A 23,139-nucleotide genomic window follows, 5' to 3' on the forward strand; every position below is an offset into this window, starting at 1 on the left:
TGCAGAAAAAGGGGACCCCTGCGGATAGCCGGTAGGAGGTGACTCATGAACCGACACTTTTACATCAGCGATAATCTCGACGACCTGGAAACCGTTGAAAGCGAACTGGAAACCAGTGGTATCAGTACCGAACAGATTCATGTGCTCAGCGATCGGGATGCCGCTGTGGAACAGCATCACCTGCATGATGTGAACTCATTCATGAAGCAGGATGTTGTCCGTTCTGGCGAGATCGGCGCAGTCATTGGCGTACCGCTAGCCGCCCTGGTGCTGGGGGGAGCCTATCTGGCAGGCTGGACCGAAACCGCGGCAGGCTGGATGCCGTTCGTCTTTCTGACCATCGTGATACTGGGGTTCTCTATCTGGGAAGGCGGCTTTTTTGGTATCCAGGTGCCCAATGCCCACTTCCGCAAGCTGAAAGAGCGGATAAAAGAAGGCGAGTATATTTTCTTCGTCGATGTTGAACCCAATCAGGAGTCGACCCTGGATCGGGTCATCCAACATCACCCACAGCTGCAAGCGGCCGGTAGCGGCCCAGCGGCCCCCCATTGGATAGTGGCCTGGCTGTATCGATGGCATCAGTTCAAGCGAACGATATAGGACGCCGTTCGAGTACGCCGGAGGCGGAAACCTGTCATGGCCCGAGGAACACTCCCCGGGTGAAAAACACGTAGTCCGCCTCTGCCACCATCAGGCCTACCAGCACCAGCAGGCACAAGGGCGGCACCAGTATGGCGTAGACCATCGCCAGACGTTCCCAGGCCATGTGCATGAAGACGGAGACGATCAGGCCGGCCTTCAACAACATCAGCACCAGAATCAGCGACCACCTGAAGTAGCCCTGGAAGTGAAAATAATCGACCAGATAGGACAGGGTACTGAGTACGAACAACAATCCCCAGATCTTCAGGTACAGGCTGAGTGGATGTTGTTGACCTTGTGCATGCGCCATCGCCAGCACTCCTCTACCGACTCACCATAAATAGAACAACGCGAAGATGAACACCCACACCAGGTCCACGAAGTGCCAGTACAGCCCGGCTATCTCGACGATCTGATAGTTTCCGGAGCGCTCGTAGTCTCCGCGCAAGACCTTGAATGCCACGATGGAGAGGTAAATGACGCCGGCTGACACGTGCAGCCCGTGGAAACCGGTGATCATGAAAAAACTCGCGCCAAATTGCGCGGCCCCCATGGGGTTCGCCCATGGGCGAACGCCTTCGGCAATCAGCTTGCTCCACTCGAACGCCTGCATGCTGACGAAGGTCACACCGAAGGCCGCGGTCGCCAGCATCAGGGCAGCGCATTTAGTGCGTACACGGCGATAGGCGAAATTCACCGCCATGGCCATGGTGCCGCTGCTGCTGATCAGCACGAAGGTCATGATCGCGATCAGGATCAGCGGGATTTCAGCCCCGCCGATGGTCAAGGCAAACACGTGGCTGGGGTTCGGCCAGGGGACGGTGGTGCTGATGCGTACCGACATGTAGCCGGTCAGGAAACAGCTGAAGATGAAGGTGTCGCTGAGCAGGAAGATCCACATCATCGCCTTGCCCCAGGGGACGTGCTTGAACGCGTCCCGATCCGAGGACCAGTCGTTGGCGATGCCCTGCCATCCCGGTACCAGCGTATCGGGTGGGGTCAGCGGTAAGGACAGGCCGGGGTCTTCCGGACCTGCTGGGGGCGATGCCATGGCTTCACCTCAGACCGCAGAATGCGGCGATGTTTTCATAGGTTTCCGGCGTGCTGGTCAGCAGGGCGAAGAGGACGATCCAGACGCCCAGCAGGTAGTGCCAGTAGATGGCGCAGAGCTCCACGACGGGCGCCAGTTGCGGCAGCGGAACACGTCGCAGGAACCGGGCGCCGACTCGACCCCAGGCCACCAGGCCTCCCAACAGGTGCAGCCCGTGTACGCCGGTCAACAGGTAGAAGAAGCTGTTAGCCGGATTGCCGGAGACGAAATAGCCCCAGTCGACGAACTGCTTCCAGACCCAGAGTTGTCCCCCCAGAAAGGCGATCGCAAAAACGCCGCCCAAGGCGAAGCCGAGGGTGGCCCCATTCAAGGCACCGCGCCGGGCGGCCACCCGCGCCCACTGCAGGCTGACACTGCCCAGCGTCAGCAGGATCGTGTTCAGCCAGAGCGGCCTGGCACTGGCCAGCGGCGCCAGCGGCTCGGTCAGAGGCTGCCAGTCCGCCACTTGTGAGCGCGTAATGAAGGCCAGCAGCAAGAGAAAGAACAGCGAGGTCACCACACCCAAAAACACCCGCAGGCCCACTTTGGCGGTTTTCGCCCGGTCGATGCCATCCGGCGCCCGGGTGTCGTCGGGGGGCTGGTGCCAGCGACCTCCGCTGTCGCCGCCTGCGGTGTCTTTCAATAGTGGCCTGTTCATGGTCCTTCGCCCGCCGTCCTGGCCTGCGCGGTGCGCTGCCTCATCTGTTCCAGCGCTTCGGCGGAGACCGTCTGTGGAACGAAGTCCTGCTCTATCCCGGGCACGCTGTAGTCATAGGCCCAACGATGCACGACCGGCAATTTCTCGCCCCAGTTGCCGTGTACCGGCGGGGTGTTCGGTGTCTGCCATTCCAGGCTGGCCGCGCCCCAGGGGTTTCCACCTGCCGGTTTGCCCTTGAAGGCACTCCAGAACAGGTTGAAGAGGAACAGCAACTGGAACACGCCGACAATCAGTGCGGTAATGGTGATGAACGCATTCAACTGCTGCGCCGACTGCGGGATGAACTCGTAGTTCGGATAGCTGTAGTAGCGGCGCGGCATACCCAGCAAACCCAGGTAATGCATGGGGAAGTAGATGCAGTAGGTCCCCAGGAAGGTGACCCAGAAATGCAGCTTGCCCAGGGTGTCGTTCAGCAGGCGCCCGGTGATCTTCGGAAACCAATGATAGATCGAGCCGAAGACCACCAGTATCGGCGCGACGCCCATGACCATATGGAAGTGGGCCACGACGAAGTAGGTGTCCGACAGCGGGATATCCACGATCACGTTGCCGAGAAACAACCCGGTCAGGCCACCGACCAGGAAGGTGAGGATAAAGGCCAGGGCAAACAGCATCGGCACCGTCAGGTGAATGTCGCCATGCCATAGGGTCAGCACCCAGTTGTAGACTTTCAGCGCGGTCGGCACCGCGATGACCAAGGTGGTCACCGCGAAAAAAAAGCCGAAGTACGGGTTCATCCCACTGACGTACATGTGGTGCGCCCAGACCACGAAGCTCAACACGCCGATGGCGATAATGGCCCACACCATCATGCGGTAGCCGAAAATGTTCTTGCGCGCATGGGTGCTGATCAGGTCGGAGACCAGGCCGAACGCCGGGAGGGCGACGATGTAGACCTCCGGATGGCCGAAGAACCAGAACAGGTGCTGGAACAGTATCGGGCTACCGCCCTGATGCGCGAGCTGCTGCCCCATCGAGATGATTCCCGGCATGAAGAAGCTCGTCCCCAGCAACTTGTCGAACAGCACCATCACCGCGCTGACGAACAAGGCGGGGAAGGCCAGCAGCGCCATGACCGAGGCCATGAAGATGCCCCAGACGGCGAGCGGCATGCGGAACAAGGTCATGCCGTGGGTGCGTGCCTGCAGCACGGTGGTCACGTAGTTCAGCCCGCCCATGGTGGCGGCCACGATGAAGATCGCCAGCGACACCATCATCAACACGATGCCCGCTGTGGAACCCGGGGTGCCCTGGGTCATGGATTGCGGCGGATAGAGTGTCCAGCCCGCCCCGGTGGGCCCGCCCGTGACGAAGAAGCTGGAGAGCAGTACCAGCACCGAGACCAGGTAGAACCAGTAGCTGAGCATGTTGACATAGGGGAAGACCATGTCACGGGCGCCCACCATCAGCGGAATCAGATAGTTGCCGAAGCCGCCCAGGAACAGGGCCGTCAACAGGTAGATCACCATGATCATGCCGTGCATGGTCACGGCCTGATAGTAGGTGCCGGCATCCATGAATGAGAGGCTGCCGGGAAACCCGATCTGCATGCGCATCAGGTCGGACAGCACCAGGGCGATGACGCCCACGAACATGGCCGTCAGGGAATACTGGAGGGCGATGACCTTGTGGTCCTGGCTCCAGATATAGCGCGTGATAAAGCTCTTCGGTTCGTGCAGGACCGCTGTTTCCGCGTGCTCCACATAAGCCATCAAAACATCCTCCGAACGAGCGTGGGAGTGTTTCCGGCTATTTATTGCGGCGACTTGCCTGGTTCCACCTTGCCGGTATCAGCGTCGACATTGCTTTTCGACTTGATGAAGGCGACCAGAGCATCCAGTTCCTTGTCACTGGGGGTAAAGACCGGCATGACCGGGGGATAACCCTTGACTCTCCTGGCAGCAGGCGTGAGAACGCACTCCCTCAGATAGGCCTCGTCGACCTTGACCTGAGCGCCATCCACCAGGGTTTCCATCTTGCCGTACAAGCCCTGCCAGCTTGGGCCGACAGCCTGGCTGCCATCCAGACTGTGGCAGGCAAGGCAACCCATCGACCCGGCCAGCCGCTGTCCCTGTGCCACCCGATCATCACCGGTGCCTGCCGCTTCGCTCGCCGGGACTTGCTCCTTCTGCCCCGCCGCACTCAGCGATTTGATGAAGGCCACCACGGCGCCCAGCTCATCTTGGGTGAAAGTATAGGCCACCATCACCGGCGGGTAGCCTTGGACCCGTCTGGCCGTGGGCTCGAGGATCGCCGACTTGAGGTAGGTCTCGTCGACCTGAACACGGCTGCCATCGGCCAGCTGTTCCGTGCGGCCATACAAGTCCTTCCAGCTCGGGCCCAGGCTGGCGCTGCCATCCTGGCTATGGCAGGCGCGGCAGCCATGGCTTTCGACCAGCTGCCGGCCTTTTTCCAGCAGGCTGTCCCGGCTGGGCGTGGCGGCGCTCGCCAGGGTCTGGGCAAACGTCGGTTGGCTGGCGAGCCATCGATCGAAAGCCTCCTGTTCCTCGACGATCAGATGACCCCGCATGTTGTAATGACCCAGGCCACAGTACTCCAGGCAAAGGACTTCGAACTTGCCGAGTTTGGTCGGGGTAAACCAGAAGTAAGGCACCATGCCCGGCACCATGTCCATGTTGGCGCGCATCTGCGGAACATAGAAGTTGTGTATGACATCTTTGGAACGCAGCAGGACTTTTACCGGCCGATTGATGGGCAGCCGGACTTCATTGTTCAGGACGAGTATATCGTCCTGTCCCGCGGGATCATTGCGGTCAATACCGAAGGGATTGGTAGCGTCGACCCATTTGACATCCGACTTGCCGAACTTCCCGTCGTGGCCGGGAAAGCGAAAGGACCATTGCCACTGCTGGGAGACCACTTCGAGCTCGATAGCATCTTTCGGGACCTGGATGAAATCGTTGTAGACGATCAGGCCGGGCGCCAGCATGCCGATGATGCCCAGCGAGGTGACGATGATCAGCCACCCTTCCAGCTTCTTGTTTTCCGGCTGGTAGACCGCCCGGGAACCTGCCCGGTGACGGAATCGAAACACCGCGATCGCCATGAATACCGTGATGGCGATGAAAAAGATTCCGGTAATGATCAGGGTGATCAGCAGTGTGGTGTCTATCGATCCCCAGTTGGAGGCGGCCGGAGTCAGATGCCAGGGAGCGAACAGGTGGAACAGGACTGAGGCAACGACGACTAGAACTAAGATGATTGCTATCGCCATTTTCTCTTCATCCTGCGCCTGTTGCCCTGTAGTCATGCGAACGCAACGGCGCCAAACCGCAGCGTTACGTCACTGACTCATCCACCTCCCAAGCCTGTTGGAAAATTGCCTCTATCCCCAGGGCAAATTTCATAAAAGTATAGTGCGCGTCAGGAGACCTGCGGCACCGATTCACAGAGAGGGTGGGCCAGGGGGCTTGGACAGACGGAAAACCTGTCATCCCAGCGTAGATCAGGGGGCATCGTTCCCGGATACCGCTCCCGCCCGGGGCTCGTTGCCGAGCAAAGGGGCGGTTTCCACCTCCAGCATCAGCAACACCATTTCCGTCAGCTCGGCGTCGGACTTGCGGCCCGCATAGAGGTCATGAAGCGCCTTGGCGAAAGGAATGCGCAGGTCCTGGTTCTCTTCGCGGGCGGTATCGCCGTACTGCATGAGTTCGCCGATGGCGCGCATCACGGCCGCTTGCCACCGAGCGGTGGTCCTAGGACCATCGCTGGTGATTGCAATCAACTGATCCTTCGTCAGCTGGCGAAGGGCGGGTTCGCGCAACGGCTTATGCGGCCTTGGGTTGCGAGTGATCTTTGACATACCGGACGATACTCAGTGTTTCCTGCCGGAATTGCTCGTAGTCGATCTGCTGGGCGTTGATAAAGGTGCTGCCCATCATGGTCACCGCCCCCATCAAGCTGGCTTCGGAAATTTCCTCGTCGCTCGCGCCAAACAAGCGCGCGGCTTCGGTATGGAACAGGGCGCAATACTTGCAGCGGGTCGCCCCGGACACCGCCAGACCAATCAGCTCCTTGTACTTATTAGGGATTTTGGTATCTGCCAGCCAAAAGTCCCGGGCCACCCCCCAGAATCCGCTCGCTCCGCCTGCCGGCATCTGCTTGATCCACTCCGGTACCACACCAAGGGTCTGTTCAATTTCTCGATAAGTATCATTAATGGCCATCTGACACCTCCTGACCTCTCTGGAGACATCTGCCTCAGAGGTAGAACCAGTTTAGTTCGCCGACGGCCAAGCCAGGGCCGGCAGCAGGAAGACTCCGGCGATAAATCCCTAAATATCGTAGAAACAATAAGATGGAGTTAGATTTTTTCGGCGCAATGACGTACCGCTAGGTACCAGGGGTTATCAGGCGTGCAGATTTTTTTGCTGAGATGCCAGCCTAGGCTTAGCTCCCACAAAAGCAGAAAATCAACCGGTCCTTTTTCTGGTCGAGGAAGCTATGACTGACCGCGAACAACTCCATCGAGACGGCTATGTGGTGCTCCGTCGCGCAATCCCGGCCGAGTGGCTGGGTGACCTTCGCGCCGCGTTCGATGCGGGCGTGAAGCCGTCGAGCCAATGGCCGGTGCCGCGTGGCATGGACTGGCGTCATTCGCTGTTGGACTCTGATTCGAAGGTTCAGGCTGTGTGTCGTCTGCCGGAGGTGCTGGCGGTGGTGGGTGAGTTGATCGGAGAACGGTTCTTCCTCTCGCAGGTGGAGGGCCGCGAGCCCCTTGCCGGTGGCGGGCATCAGCAGCTGCACCGCGACTTGTCGGCCCAACGGCCTGGCGACACAGTGAACGCCCTGGCCTATTTCGACGATTATGGCCCCGAGAACGGCGCAACACGTATCGTTCCCGGCAGCCATCGCCCTGGGCAGGGAGAGCCGCCATTCGACGTCAATGACGAGTCCCGTTCCGTGCAGCTTTCAGGCTTTGCGGGCGACATCCTGGTATTTGATGCCGATCTGGTGCATGCCGGCAGTCTGAACCCACTCGGCGCGCGCCGTCGCTCCGTCCTGATCAGCTATTTTTCGGAACCTCTATACGCGTCACACCTGGAAACAGTGAGCCTGCGAAATATTCGGATGGACACGAGCGATCGGTTCGATCCCTCGGATTTTGCCTTGGGGGCTATGTAGCCCCCTACCAGATCTGGTAGGTGCCAAACCCCCAGCGCTTGCTCTATATAAATCGACGCCCGCCGTCCTTTATCGATAGAGAAGCCCCCTATGCACATGGAAGAGCACACCCTGTCCTCAATGAGCGACAGCCTGCGGTTGTCATTCGGCCAATACCGCTATCAGCAGTTCGTCGAGAAGCTGGGTTGGCAATTGCCCCTTCCCCGGATGCGCCGGGTTGTGAATGGGACGCCTATGACCACGCCCAGGCCCGCTACCTGCTGGCGCTCAACCCGACCCGCGAGCTGATCGGCTGTGCCCGGCTGATTCCCACCACCGCGCCCAACCTGCTCGACGGGGTGTTCAGCCACACCTGCGCCGAAGGCGTGCCGGCCAGTGCCTTGATCTGGGAAATGACGCGCTTCACCACCTCAACCCCGGAGTTGGCCATGCCCTTGTTCTGGAAGTGCCTGGAAACCGCGCATCACGCAGGCGCCGAATATATCGTGGGGATTGTCAGCAAGATCATGGAGCGCTACTACCGGAAAAACGGCGTCCATTATGAACGCCTCGGCGAGATGATCCGGCACCAGGATGAACAGATTGTCGCGATACAACTGCCGACGGAGCGTAAACGTCACTTCAGCAGTCTTGCGCCAGCGTTCTTCGTGCCCGAGGCGCTAAAACAAATCGCCTGATAGTCCAGACACCCTGTTGCAGAACAGGCCTGACAAACCTGTTCCACAACAAAGATCGAGCCTGGCTCATATATAACCCAGGGCAACAGCATAGGTCACCGCCTGCACCCGGTTACTGGCGCCGATCTTGCGCTGGATATTCTTGTGATGGTAATTAACCGTATCAGTGCATACGCCCATGATCACGCCGATCTCTTCTGACGTCTTGCCATCCGCCGTCCAGCGCAAGACTTCGCTTTCCCGCTCGGTAAACGCGACTTCATTGTCCTGCACCAACGCGCCCTCCAGTTCCGACAACTTGGCATAGGCCGCATCGGCAAAAGCCTTGGTGATGGGTGCCAGTTCCGTAAACTCCTCGGCGCTGATCTTCTTGTCCTTACGCGCCAGGCTCAGCAACCCCACGCGACCGCGTGCGTTGAACGACGGCTGGGCCAGCCCATGGCGCAAGTGCGAGTCGTTGGCCTCCGACCACAGGCCAGGGCTGCCCTTGAAGATGTCGTCGCTCCACAAGATCGGCGTCGAGGACAGCCGGCTGTGCTTCACCGTGGGGTCGATCACCGCGTAGTTCATGGTTTGGTAACGCTCCACCCACTCCACCGGGTAGTTGCTGTAGAGGTGGGTTTTCGGCCGCATGAACGGCGTGAGGCTACACATGCCATAGGCATAGAAATCGAATTTCAGATCAGTGATGGCGTTCAATGCGATGCCAGTAAAATCCTCCATGTTCATGGCTTTCGCAAAAAGCGAATAGAAATAAATATCCCAGACCCAAAGCTGTGCTAAGTCCATTTTAGCTATCCAAGATGAGAATCGGCTTGTCATCCTAGTCCAGCTGATCATCCTGTCAATGGGGGCATCCGTAAAAAAACCATAACCATTCGAACTAACTATAGAGCAACCTCTTTTAAATTTAGTTAGTGGCTATCTGCAACTGTGACACCGTTCACTTGCCGCTGAAACCGTACGTCTAGAGCCCTATCCCAAGGGCGCGCGAAGGTTAAGCCGGGCGTAAAGGCTTCACACCTACGAAATCTGGTAGCTTAACTTTTCCAATCGCCCCCCTGTATAAATCCCCTCCGACAAGTTCGCTTCAACAGCAACGCACAGTCACCCTGTGACCGAACGGTATTATTTATTACATAGCGTTTACCCCTTAACCCCAGTTCTCCAGGAACAGGTCAGTTATATAAAAACGCCTTGATAGTTCGCCGTCATGAAAGTGTCTTTCAGTACCGAACCACCCGGCTACTTGAACGTGCCCAAAGGAACATGAGCATGCCCACTACCGCGATCCAGACAGGATTTGCCGACGCCCCGGAACTGCGGCGCAAGAACCGCGCCACCGTCGAGCAGTACATGCACAGCCACGGCGCCGCGCGCCTTCGCCGACACGAACTGTTCACCGAGGACGGCAGCGGCGGCTCCTGGAACACCGCCAACGCCACCCCGCTGGTCTTCCACGGCCACGCCATGCTGGCGGCCCTGGGCGTCTGGCTGGACCAGTGCTTCCCGGACTGGCAGTGGCACAACATCCGGATCTTCGAAACCGCCGACCCGAATCACTTCTGGGTCGAAAGCGACGGGCGCGGCACCGTCAACCTGCCCGGCTACCCCAAGGGCTATTGCGAGAACCACTACATCCATTCCTTCGAACTCGAGAACGGCCGGATCAAACGCAACCGCGAGTTCATGAACCCCTTCCAGCAACTGCGCGCCCTCGGCATTCCCGTGCCGACCATTCGCCGCGCCGGCCTACCCGCTTAATCCACAAGAGAGGCAAGACCATGTCCAATCCAGACCAACACGATGGGTTCGCAAACAGCACCGAGCTTCGCCGCAAGAACCGCCAGGTGGTCGAGCAGTACATGCACACCAAGGGCCAGGCCCGCCTGCGCCGCCACGAGCTGTTTACCGAAGATGGCAGCGGCGGCCTGTGGACCACCGACACCGGCGCGCCGATTGTCATTCGCGGCAAGGACAAGCTGGCCGAGCACGCGGTCTGGTCGCTGAAGTGCTTCCCGGACTGGGAATGGTATGACATCCGCATCTTCGAAACCGATGACCCGAACCACTTCTGGGTCGAGTGCGAAGGCCACGGGCAGATCCTGTTTCCCGGCTACCCGGACGGCTACTACGAGAACCACTTCCTCCATTCCTTCTCCCTCGAGAACGGCAAGATCAAGCAAAACCGCGAGTTCATGAACGTGTTCCAACAGCTCCGGGCCCTGAATATCCCGGTGCCCGAAATCAAACGCGAAGGCATACCCACTTAAAACGGCAAGGCGCCAGGGGTCTCATCATGGAAACGATTGTGCGACGGGTTCTGGGTTGTGAAGCACTGCAACAACCCCAGTGGAGCGATCTCTCACGCCTGAGGGACGTACAGCAACACCTGAGAGACAGCCAGTCCTTGATCAGGGCACAGGACATCCTGGCCCTGCGAGCGCTCCTGGCGCGGGTCGCCGAAGGTGACGGCAAGGTTATCCAGTCCGGTGACTGCGCCGAGGACATCAACGACAACCAGCCCGCCGCCGTGGCCCGCAAGGCCGCGGTGCTGGAGATCCTCGCCGGGACCTTCGGCCTGGTCACCCAGCAACCGGTGATCCGGGTCGGACGGATCGCCGGCCAGTACGCCAAGCCCCGCTCCAAACCCAGCGAGCGGATTGGCGAGCTCGAATTGCCGGCGTATCGCGGCGACATGGTCAACGGCCACGCCCCCCATTCGGACAGCCGTCGGCCCGACCCGCAGCGTCTGCTCAAAGGCTACCAGGCCGCCCGCGAGATCATGGAACACCTGGGCTGGCAGGACCGGCTCGCCGAAGGTGCGCCCGGCGGCTCGCCGGTCTGGACCAGCCACGAGATGCTGCTGCTCGACTATGAACTGCCGATGCTGCGCCACGACGCACAGGGCCGGACCTTTCTCGGTTCGACCCACTGGCCGTGGATCGGCGAACGCACCCGCCAGGTGGACGGTGCCCATGTCGCCCTGCTGGCCGAGGTGCTGAACCCGGTGGCCTGCAAGGTCGGTCCCGACATGACGCCCGCGCAATTGCTGAGCCTGTGCGAACGCCTGGACCCGGCCCGCGAACCCGGCCGCCTGACACTGATTGCCCGGATGGGCGCCGAGAAGGTCGCCGAGCGCCTGCCGCCGCTGGTGGAGGCGGTCCGCGCCACGGGGCACAAGGTCATCTGGCTGAGCGACCCGATGCACGGCAACACCATCCTCGCGCCCTGCGGCAACAAGACCCGCATGGTCGAGACCATCGCCCGGGAGGTCAGCGCCTTCAAGCATGCGGTGCTTTCAGCCGGCGGGGTTGCCGGCGGCCTGCACCTGGAGACCACTCCGGACGATGTCACCGAGTGCGCCTCCGACGCCGCCGCGCTCGACCAGGTCAGCCTGCATTACACCAGCCTGTGCGACCCGCGGCTGACACCCTGGCAGGCGATCACCACCGTGCTGGCCTGGAAGAACCCACCCGCCGCTTCCCATGCAACCTTTTGACAGGAGTCTGTTGCAATGACCGGTATTCCCGCGATTTCCCCCTATGCACTGCCCACCGCGAACGATCTGCCGGCCAATCTGGCCCGCTGGCGGATCGATCCGCAGCGCGCCGTGCTGCTGATCCACGATATGCAGCGCTACTTTCTCCGTCCCCTGCCCGCGCCCCTGCGTGAAGAGGTGGTCGGCAATGCCGCGCGCATCCGCCAATGGTGCGCCGGCCAGGGCATTCCCGTGGCCTACACCGCCCAGCCCGGGAGCATGACCGAAGCCCAACGCGGCCTGCTCAAGGACTTCTGGGGCGCCGGCATGCAGGCCAGCCCCGCCGACCGCGAGGTGGTCGACGCGCTCAAGCCGGCGCCCGGCGACTGGCTGCTGACCAAGTGGCGCTACAGTGCGTTTTTCAACTCGGACCTGTTGGAGCGCATGCGCGCCCATGAGCGCGACCAGTTGATCCTCTGCGGGGTGTACGCCCATGTCGGGGTGTTGATCTCCACGGTGGATGCCTACTCGAACGATATCCAGCCGTTCCTGGTGGCCGACGCCATCGCCGATTTCAGCAAGGAGCATCACTGGATGGCGCTGGAGTACGCCGCCAGCCGTTGCGCGATGGTCGTCACCACCGAGGAGGTGCTGCCATGAACCTGGCCGCCGAGCGTCTTGTCACCCAGGTCCTGCGTGCGGACCCGCCCCCCTTCGCCCTGTTGTACCGCCCGGAATCCAATGGTCCGGGCCAGGTTGACGTACTGCTCGGCGAGGTCTCGCTGCCGCCGTCGCTGACCCAGATCGAATTGCGCGAGCCCGTGGCCGGTGAAGCCCGGCTGGAAACGCTGGTGATCGTGCCCTATCGGCAGATCGCCGAGCGCGGCTTCGAGGCGGTCGACGACCAGGCCCCCCTGATCGCCCTCCAGGTGGCCGAACAGGCACGGATGCGCCTCGAGACCCTGCTGGAAAAGCTGCCCGAGGTGCCCATTGCCTTGCTCAACGAGCGCTTCGACCTCAGTGACACGGCCTATTCGGAGATTGTCAGCCAGGTGATCGCCGACGAGATCGGTGCCGGCGAAGGCGCCAACTTCGTGATCAAGCGCACCTTCATGGCCGATATCGGCGAGTACGGAATCGCCCGTGCCCTGGCCTTTTTCCGCCATCTGCTGGAACGGGAAAAGGGCGTCTACTGGACCTTCATCATCCACACCGGCGAACGCACTTTCGTCGGCGCGTCGCCCGAGCGGCATATCAGCCTCAAGGACGGCCTGGCGGTGATGAACCCCATCAGCGGCACCTACCGCTATCCGCCGACAGGTCCCAACCTCACCGAAGTGATGCAGTTTCTCGCCGACCGCAAGGAGGCCGACGAGCTGTACATGGTGGTGGATGAAGAGCTGAAGATGATGGCGCGGATCTGCGAGGACGGCGGCCATGTACTCGGCCCCTATCTCAAGGAAATGGCCCATCTGGCCCACACCGAGTACTTCATCGAAGGCCACACCCGCCGCGATGTGCGCGACATCCTGCGCGAAACCCTGTTCGCCCCCACCGTCACCGGCAGCCCGCTGGAAAGTGCCTGCCGGGTGATCCGCCGTCACGAGCCCAAGGGCCGCGCCTATTACAGCGGCATCGCCGCCTTGATCGGCAGCGACGCAAAAGGCGAGCGCACGCTGGATTCGGCGATTCTGATCCGCACCGCCGATATCGACCGCGAAGGCCGGTTGAAGATCAGCGTCGGCTCGACCATCGTCCGTCATTCCGATCCCCAGGCCGAGGCCGCCGAAACCCGGGCCAAGGCTGCCGGGTTGATCGCGGCGTTGAAGAACCAGGCGCCCGCCCGTTTCGGTTCGAATATCCAGGTGCGCGCCGCCCTGGCCAGTCGCAATACGCTGATCGCCGACTTCTGGCTGAGCGATGCCCTGGAACGCCAGCAGTCGCAGGCGGATCTGTCGGGACGTCGCGTACTGATCGTCGATGCCGAGGACACCTTCACCTCGATGATCGCCATGCAACTGCGCGCCCTCGGGCTCGCGGTGAGTGTGCACAACTACAACGACGCCTATGCCTTCGACGGCTACGACATCGTCATCATGGGTCCGGGGCCAGGCAATCCGACTGCGATCGAGCAACCGAAGATCGACCACCTGCACGTGGCCATCCGTTCGCTGCTGGACGAGCAACGGCCGTTCCTCGCCGTGTGCCTGAGTCACCAGGTGCTCAGCCGCTGCCTGGGCCTGGACCTACAGCGCCGGGCCATCCCCAACCAGGGCGTGCAGAAGCAGATCGACCTGTTCGGCGCCCGCGAGCGGGTGGGGTTCTACAACACCTTCGCCGCCCAGAGCCGCGAGGACCGCATCGAGGTCGACGGCCTCGGGCTGGTGCAGGTCAGCCGCGACCTGGAAACCGGCGAGGTCCATGCGCTGCGCGGGCCGCATTTCGCCTCCATGCAGTTTCACCCCGAGTCGGTGCTGACCCAGGAAGGGCCGCGCATCATCGCCGACCTGATGCGCCACGCCCTGTCGGCGTGACCCACCGCGACCCCCTTGAACACAATGGAGCAAACCATGCACAGGTATGTAGTGATCGACGCTTTCGCCAGCGTCCCGATGGAAGGCAACCCGGTCGCGGTGTTCTTTGACAGCGATGACCTTCCCGCCCAGCGCATGCAACAGATCGCCCGGGAGATGAACCTGTCCGAAGTGACCTTCGTCCTGACCCCGCGCCACGGCGGTGACGCGCATATCCGGATCTTCACCCCGGTCAACGAACTGCCGTTCGCCGGCCATCCGCTGCTGGGCACCGCCATTGCCCTGGGCGCCGAAACCGACAAGGACCGGCTGGAGCTGGAAACCGCGATGGGCACCATCCCCTTCGAGCTGGAACGCCAGAATGGCCGGGTAGTGGCCTGCAGCATGCAGCAGCCGATTCCGACCTGGGAGACGTTCGAGCGCACGCCGCAACTGCTCCGGGCCCTGGGGATCGGCGGCTCGACCTTTCCGGTGGAGATCTACCGCAACGGTCCGCGACATGTGTTCGTCGGCCTGGAAAGTGTCGCGGCGCTGTCGGCGTTGCGCCCCGATCATCGCGCGTTGGGGAATTTTCATGACATGGCCATCAACTGCTTCGCCGGTTCCGGCCGGCACTGGCGCAGCAGGATGTTCTCGCCGGCCTATGGGGTGGTCGAGGACGCGGCCACCGGCTCGGCCGCGGGGCCCTTGGCGATTCACCTGATCCGCCATGCCCAGGTCGACTACGGCCAACAGATCGAAATCCTCCAGGGTGTGGAAATCGGTCGCCCGTCGCGGATGTTCGCCAGGGCCGAGGGCTATGGCGAGACGGTCACCACGGTGCAGGTGTCGGGCAATGGCGTGGCCTTCGCCCAAGGCACCACTTTCATATGAATACCCAGGCCATCGGAGGCTCCCAATGAGCGCACACCTGCTGTCGGAATCCCTTACAGGCACCATCGAGGCCCCGTTTCCGGAGTTCGCCACGCCGCCCGCCAATCCCTTTGTCGTGCTGAACAACTGGCTGGAACGCGCCCGCCGCTATGGCGTGCGCGAGTCCAAGGCCCTGGCACTGGCAACGGCGGATGCCCGCGGACGGCCTTCGACCCGGGTCGTGGTGATCGGCGAAGTGTCGGACACCGGGCTGGTGTTCAGCACCCATGCCGGCAGCCAGAAAGGTCGCGAACTGGCCGAGAACCCCTGGGCATCTGGTGTGCTGTACTGGCGCGAGACCAGCCAGCAGATCGTGCTCAATGGTCGTGCCGAACGACTCAGCGATGCCCGCGCCGATGCCGCGTGGCGAGGACGTCCCCATGTGACCCACCCGATGTCGGCGGTGTCCCGCCAGAGCGAAGACCTGAGCGATGTCGAAGCGCTGCGCGCCAGGGCCAAGGCGTTGTCGGGCCGCCAAGGCCCCTTGCCGCGCCCCGAAGGTTACTGCGTATTCGAGTTGCGGCTGGAGTCAGTGGAATTCTGGGGCAACGGCCAGGACCGGCTGCACGAACGGCTGCGATACGACCGCACGCCCGATGGCTGGGTGGTGCGGCGCTTGCAGCCTTAGGGCCGCCTCGGGTGAGCGCACGGCTACAGGCCCGCCGGGATTTGCGGGCCTATAGCCGTCAGGATAGCCTCAGTGATGTGCCCCCATCGTCGTCCCCCCCACCCCATCCGGCAGTTCGATGCTCACGTTCTGCATCATGCCCTGGTCCTCGTGGTCGAGGATGTGGCAGTGCAGCACGAACTCGCCGATGTAGCGCTGGTAGCGGGTACGCACATACAGGGTGTAGACGCCGCTGCCATCGACTTTGCCTTTGACGAACAGCGTGTCTTTCCACACGCCTTTCATGCCGGCGTATTGCGCGTCGTTATTGTCGGTCTTGTCCACCGCGCCGGGCTCGCTGAGATCGACGCCATCCGGGCCGATGATTTTCTCGATCTGGAACGGGTTGACGTGAATATGGAACGGGTGACTGGCAAAGGCCGATTGCAGGATCCAGGTTTCGGCGTCGCCCAGCTTCAGATGGCGGTCGATCACCCCCGGCTGATAGGGCACGGCATTTTCCTTGGTGGTGCCCACGGCGAACTTGACGTTGTTCGGGTCCTTGGTATCGATCAGGAACACCAGTTTCTGTTCACCCTTGATTTCGCTGGCGGCAATACTCGGGTGGGGGATGAACTTGTCCAGCCGCAGGTCCTTCTTCAGGTCGGCTATCACGGTGGCCTTGATGTCCGCCGGCATGTTGCGTTCGGCGGCAGCCACCAGTTCCTGGGTCAGGCGCGCCTTGGTGTCCGCCACTTTCGCCCCGGGCCCCACATCGACAAAACCGAGCAGTTGACGACCGCTGGCCTGCTGGCTGACACCGCCCGAAGCCGTGGAGGGCTCATCGGTTACGCAGTAGCGACCGGGCTCGGGAAAGACGATCAGCAGGTCGTTGCGATAACCCGGCTGCATGGTGATGACCTGACGACTCTGGGCCTGCTCCATGGTCAGGCCGTCGGAGGCGATCACCTGATAGTTGACCGGCTCACCCGTGCATTGCTGTTCAATGAAGTTGGCCGAGGCCAGGGCCGTGATGCCCTTGTCGCTGTCCGACTTCGCGCTGTCCTTGAGTTTGCGGAACAGTGGCCGGATGGTGTCGCGGATCCCCGCGTGGACCAGGCGCCAGCGCTCGACCTGGCCGGGCTGCGCGCCATCGAAGATCGGCTGCACCAGGCCGTTGACGCTGGTGTAGCGCCCTGACTGGGACCAGCTGGAAGGCTGCAGTTGATCGAACGACTCGACGACCCCCACTTCACCCTTGTTGCAGGTCCAGTCGATGACTTTCTTGCCCTCGACGATCTTGTAGCGGAAGTTGCCGGCGGCGTCCTTGCACGCGTAGGGAATCTGCTGGAACACCAACAAGCGCTCCTTGAAGGGCTTGCCGTCGGCGCCCTTGAGCAGGGTGTCGATATCGCCATTGGCGTCGCGGGTCGGCTTGCGGTCGCCATGAATGATCAGCGCGCCGGCCATGCCGCTGGCGACCTGGATCGCGGTGGAACCATGGCGATGCGGGTGGTACCAGAAGGTGCCCGCCGGGTGGTCGGCCGGGATGTTGTATTCGTACTGGAAGCTGACGCCGGGGTTGATCGACAGCAGCACATTGTCGCTGTTACCCGTGGGGCTGACCCACAACCCGTGGGAATGCAGGTTGGTGCCGTTGAAGCAGTGCGGTACGTCCGGCTTGCTGTCGTGGGCGGTGCAACTGGGGTCGGCGGGCAACTGGTTGTTGAGGGTGATGCGCACGGTGTCGCCCGGGGTGACGTCGATGGTCGGTGCGATGAAAGGCGTCTTGGGGTTGACGTCGGTACCGACGTAACTGCGCAGCGATACCGGAAAGCCCTTGCCGGTGGCCGGGTCGAGAATCTGGTTCTGGGTGTATTTGATGGTCAGGTCCAACTGCCGTTCACGCCCGACATGGGCCTGGGGGGCTTCGACGGCGGCGTTGGATTTGAGCAACAGCGTGCCTTCCACGACCTTGGCGGTCGGTGCCTGTTGTTCCAGGGAGGGCGGGTTGCTGAACAGCCTGGAGGCTTCCACTGCCTGTGCCGCGGTGGCAGACCCCATCACCGCCAGGGCCAGCAGCCCCAGTGAATACGGATAACGGGACCTGCCCTTGTGCATGCCTGTCATGGTGTTGCTCCTGTGGATCAACCGTGAACGTCGTGGGTTGGGCGCAGGAAAGAGGCGGGAAACAGGCACAAGGGCATGGGTATCCAACAGCTGCAATCCGTGCAGGCATAAAGCTAGTACCTTATGCACGAAACGCAATGTTTCCGGGGTGGTGGGTCGTCAACAATCCCGGAAAACAAAAACGCCCCGAACCAGTCGGGGCGTTTTTTCACCTGGGATCAGGTGGCTACAGCGGTGTCGCTCGATCAGAACACGTTGATCGGGTAGTCGACGTACACACGCACTTCGTTGCCGCTCACGTTGTACTCGCTGGATTTATTCGAGACACGCAGGATCGAGCTACGCAGCTTCACGCTCAGGTCTTTCGCCGGGCCGCTCTGGACCACGTACTTGACCTGGTTGAAGAACTCGCGCTCGGTACCGCCGGTGCTGGTCGAAGTGGTGATGTTGTCGCCACGCACGTAGGCCACGTTGTAGGTCAGGCCCGGAACGCCGAAGGCGCCGAAGTCCAGGCCGTAGCCCAGCTGCCAGGAACGCTCGTCGGCAGCGTTGAAGTCCGACCAGTAGGAGTTCGCCAGGTTGATGGTGTTGCCGCCGTCACCGACGCGATCCTGACCCTTCTGGTAGCCGCCGTACGGATAGCCCAGCAAGCTGGAACCGGTGCTGCTCTGGTGCGCAACGGTGAAGGAGTGAGCGCCCAGTGCATAGGTAGCGGCCAGGCTCCAGATCCGGTTGTCACGACCTTGGGCGTTCTGCTCCAGCGCGTAGCCCCGGTCCAGCTGGGTACGGTAGCCGTTGAAGTCCAGGGTCAGGGACTGGTCGGACGCGATCGGGAACACATAGTTCAGGTTCAGGTACTGTTTCTTCAGCACCTCGTCGACGTCGGAGGCATACAGCGCCGCCTTGAACTGCTTGGTGAACTGGTAGCTACCACCCAGGATGTCGATGCCTTTCAGGCCACCGCTGTCACGACCTTCGGCGCTCTTGCGCGACTCGGCGGTGAAGTGACCGGCGTTCAGCTCCAGGCCTTCGATCTCCTTGGAGGTGATCAAGGTACCGGTGTAGCTTTCCGGCAGCAGGCGGGAGTTGTCGTAGTTCAGCAGCGGCAGGGCCGGCATCTGGTCACCGTAGGTCAGCACGGTGTTGGACAGGCGGAATTTCACCGCGGCGCCGCCCTTGGCCAGGTCCTTGGCAGGGTTGCCGTTGTTGTCCTTCTTGAAGAAGTCGATGCCTTGCGCGCCGGTTTCGCCGCGGCCACCGTCCAGACGCAGGGCGTACAGGCCGAAAGCATCAACGCCCACACCTACGGTGCCTTGGGTGAAGCCGGACTGGAAAGTACCGATGGCCGCCTGGCCCCATTCGATCTTGTCCGGGTTGCCGTTTTTGTAATCACGATTGATGTAGGCGTTACGCAGCAGGACGTTCAGGTGGCTGTCATCAACGAAACCCTTGGAGTCCGATTGATCACTGGCCATGGCCTGGGTAGCGCCGAGAATGCCCAATGCGAGCAGACCGATCCGTTTATTCAACATGTTTTTTTCCTTAAATCGCTGGATGAAACGCCCTGCGGCTTCGAGCTGAAACGTTGTGTATGGGTGCTTTACGCAAAAGCAAAAAGGCCCGCCTGCAAGGATCGCAGCGGGCCTTTTATTATTTTAGGTGTATGGCGTGTAGCCACAGGCGTGGGGCGAATCCTATCCGCGACACGACTATTATGTCAATTTCGTGAAACATCAGAGAATAGAAGCAATTAGCGGGTCAATCTCGAAAAAAGGCATATCCACCAGCGACCGCCCTTTGTCGCCAGGCGATATCGAAGCGCCCCATGGTTCGGCCTTTTTCAGGGCGAACAGCCATCCAGACCACAGGACGGTCCCACGGCGTCGTGGCTAGCGGGGGACACCGATTGGCTGAGCCAGGCGACGAAGACTTCGGGCTTGCCCAGGTAGGGACCGATATCGATCAGACTGAAACGGCCATCCTGCTCCAGCGCCAGGGTCGGGAAGCCCTGGCCGCCGACCCGGGACAACAAGGCGCGGCTTTGCTTGAAGTGGTCCGCCGCCAGCGCATCGCTGTTCAGTTCAAAGGCGGCCTTGAACGCTTCAGGTTCGAAGCCCAGCTCAACGGCCAGCGCCAGCAGGACCTCCACATCGGCCAGGCGCCGTCCCTCGACGTAGTGCGCCGTCTGCAGTCGCCCGAGCAGCTCCAGCCCGCGCCCTTGCAACTGTTCGGCGGCAAGGACCGCGCGGGTGGGTGGCGTGGAATCGAAGATCGCCGACGAATCACGCAACAACCCCTCGAAATAGGCCTGGCCAAACGGCTGGCCGGTGTACTCGGCAATTCGTCGGTCGTGGGGCATGACGTAGTCGCGCAGGTTCGAGGACACGAACTGGCGGTTGTTACCCGCCATCATTCCCCCGCCATGCAGGACCACGGGCAGCACCTGGCGGGCGGCCTGGATCAGCGGTTTGGCGCCATAACACCAGCCGCACAGCGGATCGTAGATATAGTGAAGGACGGTTGAGGCAGCCATGGAAGTCTCCGGAAGGGATCATGAATCGATGCCTTCAGACTAGTCGCCCGTGCTCCCTCGAAAAACGCCAGAATGGCTCCTGGTTTGTTGCATAAATCGGTCGAATCAGCGAACCCGGGGCCTGCCGCCCCCTGCCCCGCAGAAATCGCCCCCAAAAAAAACGCCGTTGCCCGAATCTCTTCGGTCAACGGCGTTTTTGTCCAAAGTCCTTTTACCCCTGCAGAACCCCGAGCAAGGCCTCCAGTTCAGCTTCGCTGAACAGGCCCGCGGGGTAACGGTCGGTAATCATCCGACGAGGATCCTGACCACGGGTCGTACGCGTTCCATTGCTTTTCAACCATTGGGCCAGGATTTGAAGCGACTCGCTCGTCACCGACAGAGGGTGCGAAACCCGCTCACTGGCTACGTTCATCTGGCGCTCTCCTGGTTCATGAGCGGCTAACTTACTCAAGGTTTATGACAGAACGTCGCACTGTACAAAGACGCTTCGTCATATAGATGAACCCGATACAAGAGCTATGCCAAAGTGCCAGTTCACCGCCCGAAAAACCAAAAAAAACCCGCAGTCCATAAGGGCTGCGGGTTTGATAAGGGATCGCTCAACACCGATGCAAAAGTGCCATCATTTGTAGCGACACATCTTTTGTTACAACTTCACTCAACCTTTGTGGGGCGCAGGTTGTTGTTGTGTAAGGCAATGGATATTACCGCCGCCCAGTAACAACTCGCGCCCTGGCACCATGACCACTTCATGCTGTGGGAAAACGCTCTGCAGGATCTCCTTGGCCACACTGTCCAGCGGGTCATCGAAGCTCGGCGCGATGATGCCACCGTTGACGATCAGGAAGTTCACATAGGAGCCGGCCAGCCGCACCGATGGGTTGCGTTCCTGGCTGCCCGCCACAGCGTCCACCCCTGCGCACTCCTCTTCGGTGGCATACAACGGCCCCGGAATCGGCATTTTGTGCACCACAAAAGGGCGCCCCTTGGCGTCACGGCTGCTTTCCAGCACCTTCATGGCCGCCTGGCAACGTGGGTAGTTCGGGTTCTCCGGATCGTCGGTCCAGGCCAGCAGGACTTCGCCCGGGCGCACGTAGCAACAGAAGTTATCCACATGGCCGTCGGTTTCGTCGTTGAACAGGCCATCCGGCAGCCAGATCACCTTGTCCACCGCCAGGTGCTCGGCGAGTACCTGCTCGATGGCTTCGCGGGTCAGGTGCGGGTTGCGGTTGCGATTGAGCAGGCACTCCTCGGTGGTGATCACCGTGCCTTCGCCATCGACATGGATCGAGCCGCCTTCGAGCACGAAGCCTTCGGTCTGGTAACGCGGGCAGCGCTCGATTTCGAGGATCTTGCCGGCCACTTGCTCGTCACGGTTCCACGGTGCATAGAGGCCACCGTCGAAACCGCCCCAGGCATTGAAGCCCCAATCGACACCGCGCACTTCGCCCTGGTCGTTGATGACAAAGGTCGGACCGGTGTCACGCACCCAGGCATCGTCGTTGGACATTTCCACCAGGCGGATATTCGGCACGTCCAGGCGGGCCCGGGCGTTTTCGTACTGCGCGGCGGACACCGCCACCGTCACCGGTTCGAAACGGGCAATGGCCCGGGCCACGGCGGCATGGGCCGCTTGCGCCGGCTTGCCGCCCAGGCGCCAGTTGTCCGGGCGCTCGGGCCAGATCATCCAGGCCTGGGTCTGTGGCGCCCACTCGGCGGGCATATGGAAGCCGTCTGCGCGCGGCGTGCTGTTCAAAATGGTCATGGCGATCAGGACTCCAGGGAACCGTCGAGGGTTTTCAGTGCGCCGTACAGGTTCGGCCGGCGGTCGCGGAACGAACCCCAGGCACTGCGGGTGTGTTCCAGTTCGTCGAGGTCGAAGCGATGGACCAGGATCCCTTCCTCGGTTTCGTTGAGTTCCTGGACTTTCTCGCCGAACTGGTTGGCGATGAAGGACGAGCCGTAGAAGGTGATGTCGTAGCCGTCCTGCTCTTCGTTGCCGATGCGGTTGCTGGCGATCAGCGGCATCAGGTTGGCGCCGGCGTGGCCTTGTTGCACGCGCTGCCAGTGGTCGCGGGACGAGATGGTCCGGTCATGCGGTTCGCTGCCGATGGCGGTCGGGTAGAACAGGATTTCCGCCCCCTGCAGGGCCATGCTGCGGGCGCACTCGGGGAACCACTGGTCCCAGCAGATGCCCACGCCGATCTTCGCGTAGCGGGTGTTCCACACCTTGAAACCGGTGTCGCCCGGGTTGAAGTAGTACTTTTCGTGGTAGCCGGGGCCGTCCGGGATGTGGCTTTTACGATAAATCCCGAGGTTGCTGCCATCGGCGTCGATGATCGCGATGCTGTTGAAACGCGCACGGCCGGCCAGTTCGAAGAAGCTGATCGGCAGCACCACTTGCAGTTCCCTGGCGACTTTCTGGAAGTGCTTGATGGCGACGTTGTCTTCCACCGGGGTGGCCAGTTGCAGGTAGTCCGGGTTCGGCTTCTGGCAGAAGTACGGGGTTTCGAACAGTTCCTGGATCAGGATGATCTGCGCGCCCTTGGCAGCCGCTTCGCGCACCAGCTTCTCGGCGGTCTCGAGGTTGGCTTCAAGGTCCCAGGAACAGGCCATCTGGGTGGCGGCGACGGTAACGATACGACTCATGGATCATCTCCTGGGCGAATG

At 61.4% G+C, this 23,139-nt stretch carries 24 protein-coding genes; 10 read left to right on the forward strand and 14 right to left on the reverse strand.

All coding sequences use genetic code 11. The annotated features are described in order from the left end of the window. The first annotated feature begins 45 nt into the window (after positions 1-45). Complete coding sequence (locus NUH87_RS15790) at positions 46-600, forward strand: magnesium transporter (protein WP_338521490.1); 555 nt, start codon at positions 46-48, stop codon at positions 598-600. 34 nt (positions 601-634) lie between these two features. On the opposite strand, the gene NUH87_RS15795 is transcribed toward NUH87_RS15790, so the two are convergent. From NUH87_RS15795 to NUH87_RS15825, 7 genes are all read right to left on the reverse strand, one after another. Further along, entirely contained in the window at positions 635-952 is a 318-nt protein-coding gene (locus NUH87_RS15795) for a cytochrome C oxidase subunit IV family protein (protein ID WP_040072143.1), read from the reverse strand. A gap of 21 nt (positions 953-973) precedes the next feature. Further along, positions 974-1,693: a heme-copper oxidase subunit III family protein gene (locus NUH87_RS15800; protein WP_338521493.1), complete on the reverse strand. Its 720-nt coding sequence runs from the start codon at positions 1,691-1,693 to the stop codon at positions 974-976. Positions 1,694-1,697: 4 nt separating this feature from the next. Then, positions 1,698-2,390: a cytochrome c oxidase subunit 3 gene (locus NUH87_RS15805; protein WP_338521495.1), complete on the reverse strand. Its 693-nt coding sequence runs from the start codon at positions 2,388-2,390 to the stop codon at positions 1,698-1,700. Then, a complete protein-coding gene (locus NUH87_RS15810; protein WP_338521497.1) occupies positions 2,387-4,162 on the reverse strand; it encodes a cytochrome c oxidase subunit I in 1,776 nt (591 codons plus the stop codon). The genes NUH87_RS15805 and NUH87_RS15810 overlap by 4 nt, the downstream gene beginning before the upstream one ends. 41 nt (positions 4,163-4,203) lie before the next feature. Next, complete coding sequence (locus NUH87_RS15815) at positions 4,204-5,685, reverse strand: cytochrome c oxidase subunit II (RefSeq protein ID WP_338521499.1); 1,482 nt, start codon at positions 5,683-5,685, stop codon at positions 4,204-4,206. A gap of 231 nt (positions 5,686-5,916) precedes the next feature. After that, the gene (locus tag NUH87_RS15820; protein WP_338521501.1) at positions 5,917-6,273 is read right to left on the reverse strand and encodes a hypothetical protein; all 357 of its coding nucleotides are present in this window, start codon (positions 6,271-6,273) and stop codon (positions 5,917-5,919) included. Continuing rightward, positions 6,239-6,637: a carboxymuconolactone decarboxylase family protein gene (locus NUH87_RS15825; protein WP_338521503.1), complete on the reverse strand. Its 399-nt coding sequence runs from the start codon at positions 6,635-6,637 to the stop codon at positions 6,239-6,241. Before NUH87_RS15825 ends, NUH87_RS15820 begins: the two co-directional genes overlap by 35 nt. Before the next feature lie 277 nt (positions 6,638-6,914). On the opposite strand from NUH87_RS15825, the gene NUH87_RS15830 reads away from it, so the two are divergent. Both NUH87_RS15830 and NUH87_RS15835 read left to right on the forward strand, forming a co-directional pair. After that, the gene (locus NUH87_RS15830; protein WP_338521505.1) at positions 6,915-7,595 is read left to right on the forward strand and encodes a phytanoyl-CoA dioxygenase family protein; all 681 of its coding nucleotides are present in this window, start codon (positions 6,915-6,917) and stop codon (positions 7,593-7,595) included. A gap of 185 nt (positions 7,596-7,780) precedes the next feature. Further along, positions 7,781-8,272 carry an acyl-homoserine-lactone synthase gene (locus NUH87_RS15835; RefSeq protein ID WP_338521507.1) on the forward strand — a complete coding sequence of 164 codons (492 nt, stop codon included), beginning with the start codon at positions 7,781-7,783 and terminating at the stop codon, positions 8,270-8,272. A 66-nt stretch (positions 8,273-8,338) separates the two neighbouring features. Here NUH87_RS15835 and NUH87_RS15840 read toward each other — a convergent pair whose 3' ends face one another. Beyond that, positions 8,339-8,995, reverse strand: a complete 657-nt coding sequence (locus tag NUH87_RS15840) for an autoinducer binding domain-containing protein (protein WP_209437223.1) — start codon at positions 8,993-8,995, stop codon at positions 8,339-8,341. Between the two features lie 552 nt (positions 8,996-9,547). Between NUH87_RS15840 and NUH87_RS15845 the strand changes: the two genes are divergently transcribed. From NUH87_RS15845 to phzG, 7 genes are read left to right on the forward strand one after another with little or no spacing between them, the layout of a single operon-like run. Next, positions 9,548-10,036, forward strand: a complete 489-nt coding sequence (locus NUH87_RS15845) for a PhzA/PhzB family protein (RefSeq protein WP_040072133.1) — start codon at positions 9,548-9,550, stop codon at positions 10,034-10,036. A 20-nt stretch (positions 10,037-10,056) separates the two neighbouring features. Beyond that, positions 10,057-10,545 carry a PhzA/PhzB family protein gene (locus NUH87_RS15850; protein WP_040072132.1) on the forward strand — a complete coding sequence of 163 codons (489 nt, stop codon included), beginning with the start codon at positions 10,057-10,059 and terminating at the stop codon, positions 10,543-10,545. 26 nt (positions 10,546-10,571) lie between these two features. After that, the gene (locus NUH87_RS15855; protein ID WP_338521511.1) at positions 10,572-11,774 is read left to right on the forward strand and encodes a 3-deoxy-7-phosphoheptulonate synthase; all 1,203 of its coding nucleotides are present in this window, start codon (positions 10,572-10,574) and stop codon (positions 11,772-11,774) included. Between the two features lie 15 nt (positions 11,775-11,789). Then, positions 11,790-12,413 (forward strand): isochorismatase family protein, encoded by a 624-nt coding sequence (locus NUH87_RS15860; protein WP_338521513.1) that lies wholly within the window; start codon positions 11,790-11,792, stop codon positions 12,411-12,413. After that, on the forward strand, positions 12,410-14,287 hold the full coding sequence (locus NUH87_RS15865; protein WP_338521515.1) for an anthranilate synthase family protein: 1,878 nt from the start codon (positions 12,410-12,412) through the stop codon (positions 14,285-14,287). Before NUH87_RS15860 ends, NUH87_RS15865 begins: the two co-directional genes overlap by 4 nt. A gap of 36 nt (positions 14,288-14,323) precedes the next feature. Continuing rightward, positions 14,324-15,160, forward strand: coding sequence for a PhzF family phenazine biosynthesis protein (locus NUH87_RS15870; RefSeq protein ID WP_338521517.1), 837 nt, complete (start codon positions 14,324-14,326; stop codon positions 15,158-15,160). Between the two features lie 25 nt (positions 15,161-15,185). After that, positions 15,186-15,827, forward strand: a complete 642-nt coding sequence (gene phzG / locus NUH87_RS15875) for a phenazine biosynthesis FMN-dependent oxidase PhzG (protein ID WP_338521519.1) — start codon at positions 15,186-15,188, stop codon at positions 15,825-15,827. 69 nt (positions 15,828-15,896) lie between these two features. Here the strand turns inward: phzG and NUH87_RS15880 are convergent, their stop codons facing one another. The 6 genes from NUH87_RS15880 to aguB form a co-directional block, all read right to left on the reverse strand. After that, positions 15,897-17,936, reverse strand: coding sequence for a multicopper oxidase family protein (locus NUH87_RS15880; protein ID WP_338521521.1), 2,040 nt, complete (start codon positions 17,934-17,936; stop codon positions 15,897-15,899). A 245-nt stretch (positions 17,937-18,181) separates the two neighbouring features. Further along, positions 18,182-19,468, reverse strand: a complete 1,287-nt coding sequence (locus tag NUH87_RS15885; protein ID WP_338521523.1) for an OprD family porin — start codon at positions 19,466-19,468, stop codon at positions 18,182-18,184. Positions 19,469-19,776: 308 nt separating this feature from the next. Beyond that, positions 19,777-20,469, reverse strand: a complete 693-nt coding sequence (locus NUH87_RS15890) for a DsbA family protein (RefSeq protein ID WP_338521525.1) — start codon at positions 20,467-20,469, stop codon at positions 19,777-19,779. A gap of 211 nt (positions 20,470-20,680) precedes the next feature. After that, positions 20,681-20,881 (reverse strand): hypothetical protein, encoded by a 201-nt coding sequence (locus NUH87_RS15895; protein WP_040072121.1) that lies wholly within the window; start codon positions 20,879-20,881, stop codon positions 20,681-20,683. Positions 20,882-21,127: 246 nt separating this feature from the next. After that, on the reverse strand, positions 21,128-22,234 hold the full coding sequence (gene aguA, locus NUH87_RS15900) for an agmatine deiminase (RefSeq protein ID WP_338521528.1): 1,107 nt from the start codon (positions 22,232-22,234) through the stop codon (positions 21,128-21,130). Positions 22,235-22,239: 5 nt separating this feature from the next. Further along, a complete protein-coding gene (gene aguB / locus NUH87_RS15905; protein WP_338521530.1) occupies positions 22,240-23,118 on the reverse strand; it encodes an N-carbamoylputrescine amidase in 879 nt (292 codons plus the stop codon). Positions 23,119-23,139 lie beyond the last annotated feature (21 nt).

The sequence above is a fragment of the Pseudomonas batumici genome (assembly GCF_036585405.1).
GTDB lineage: Bacteria > Pseudomonadota > Gammaproteobacteria > Pseudomonadales > Pseudomonadaceae > Aquipseudomonas > Aquipseudomonas batumici.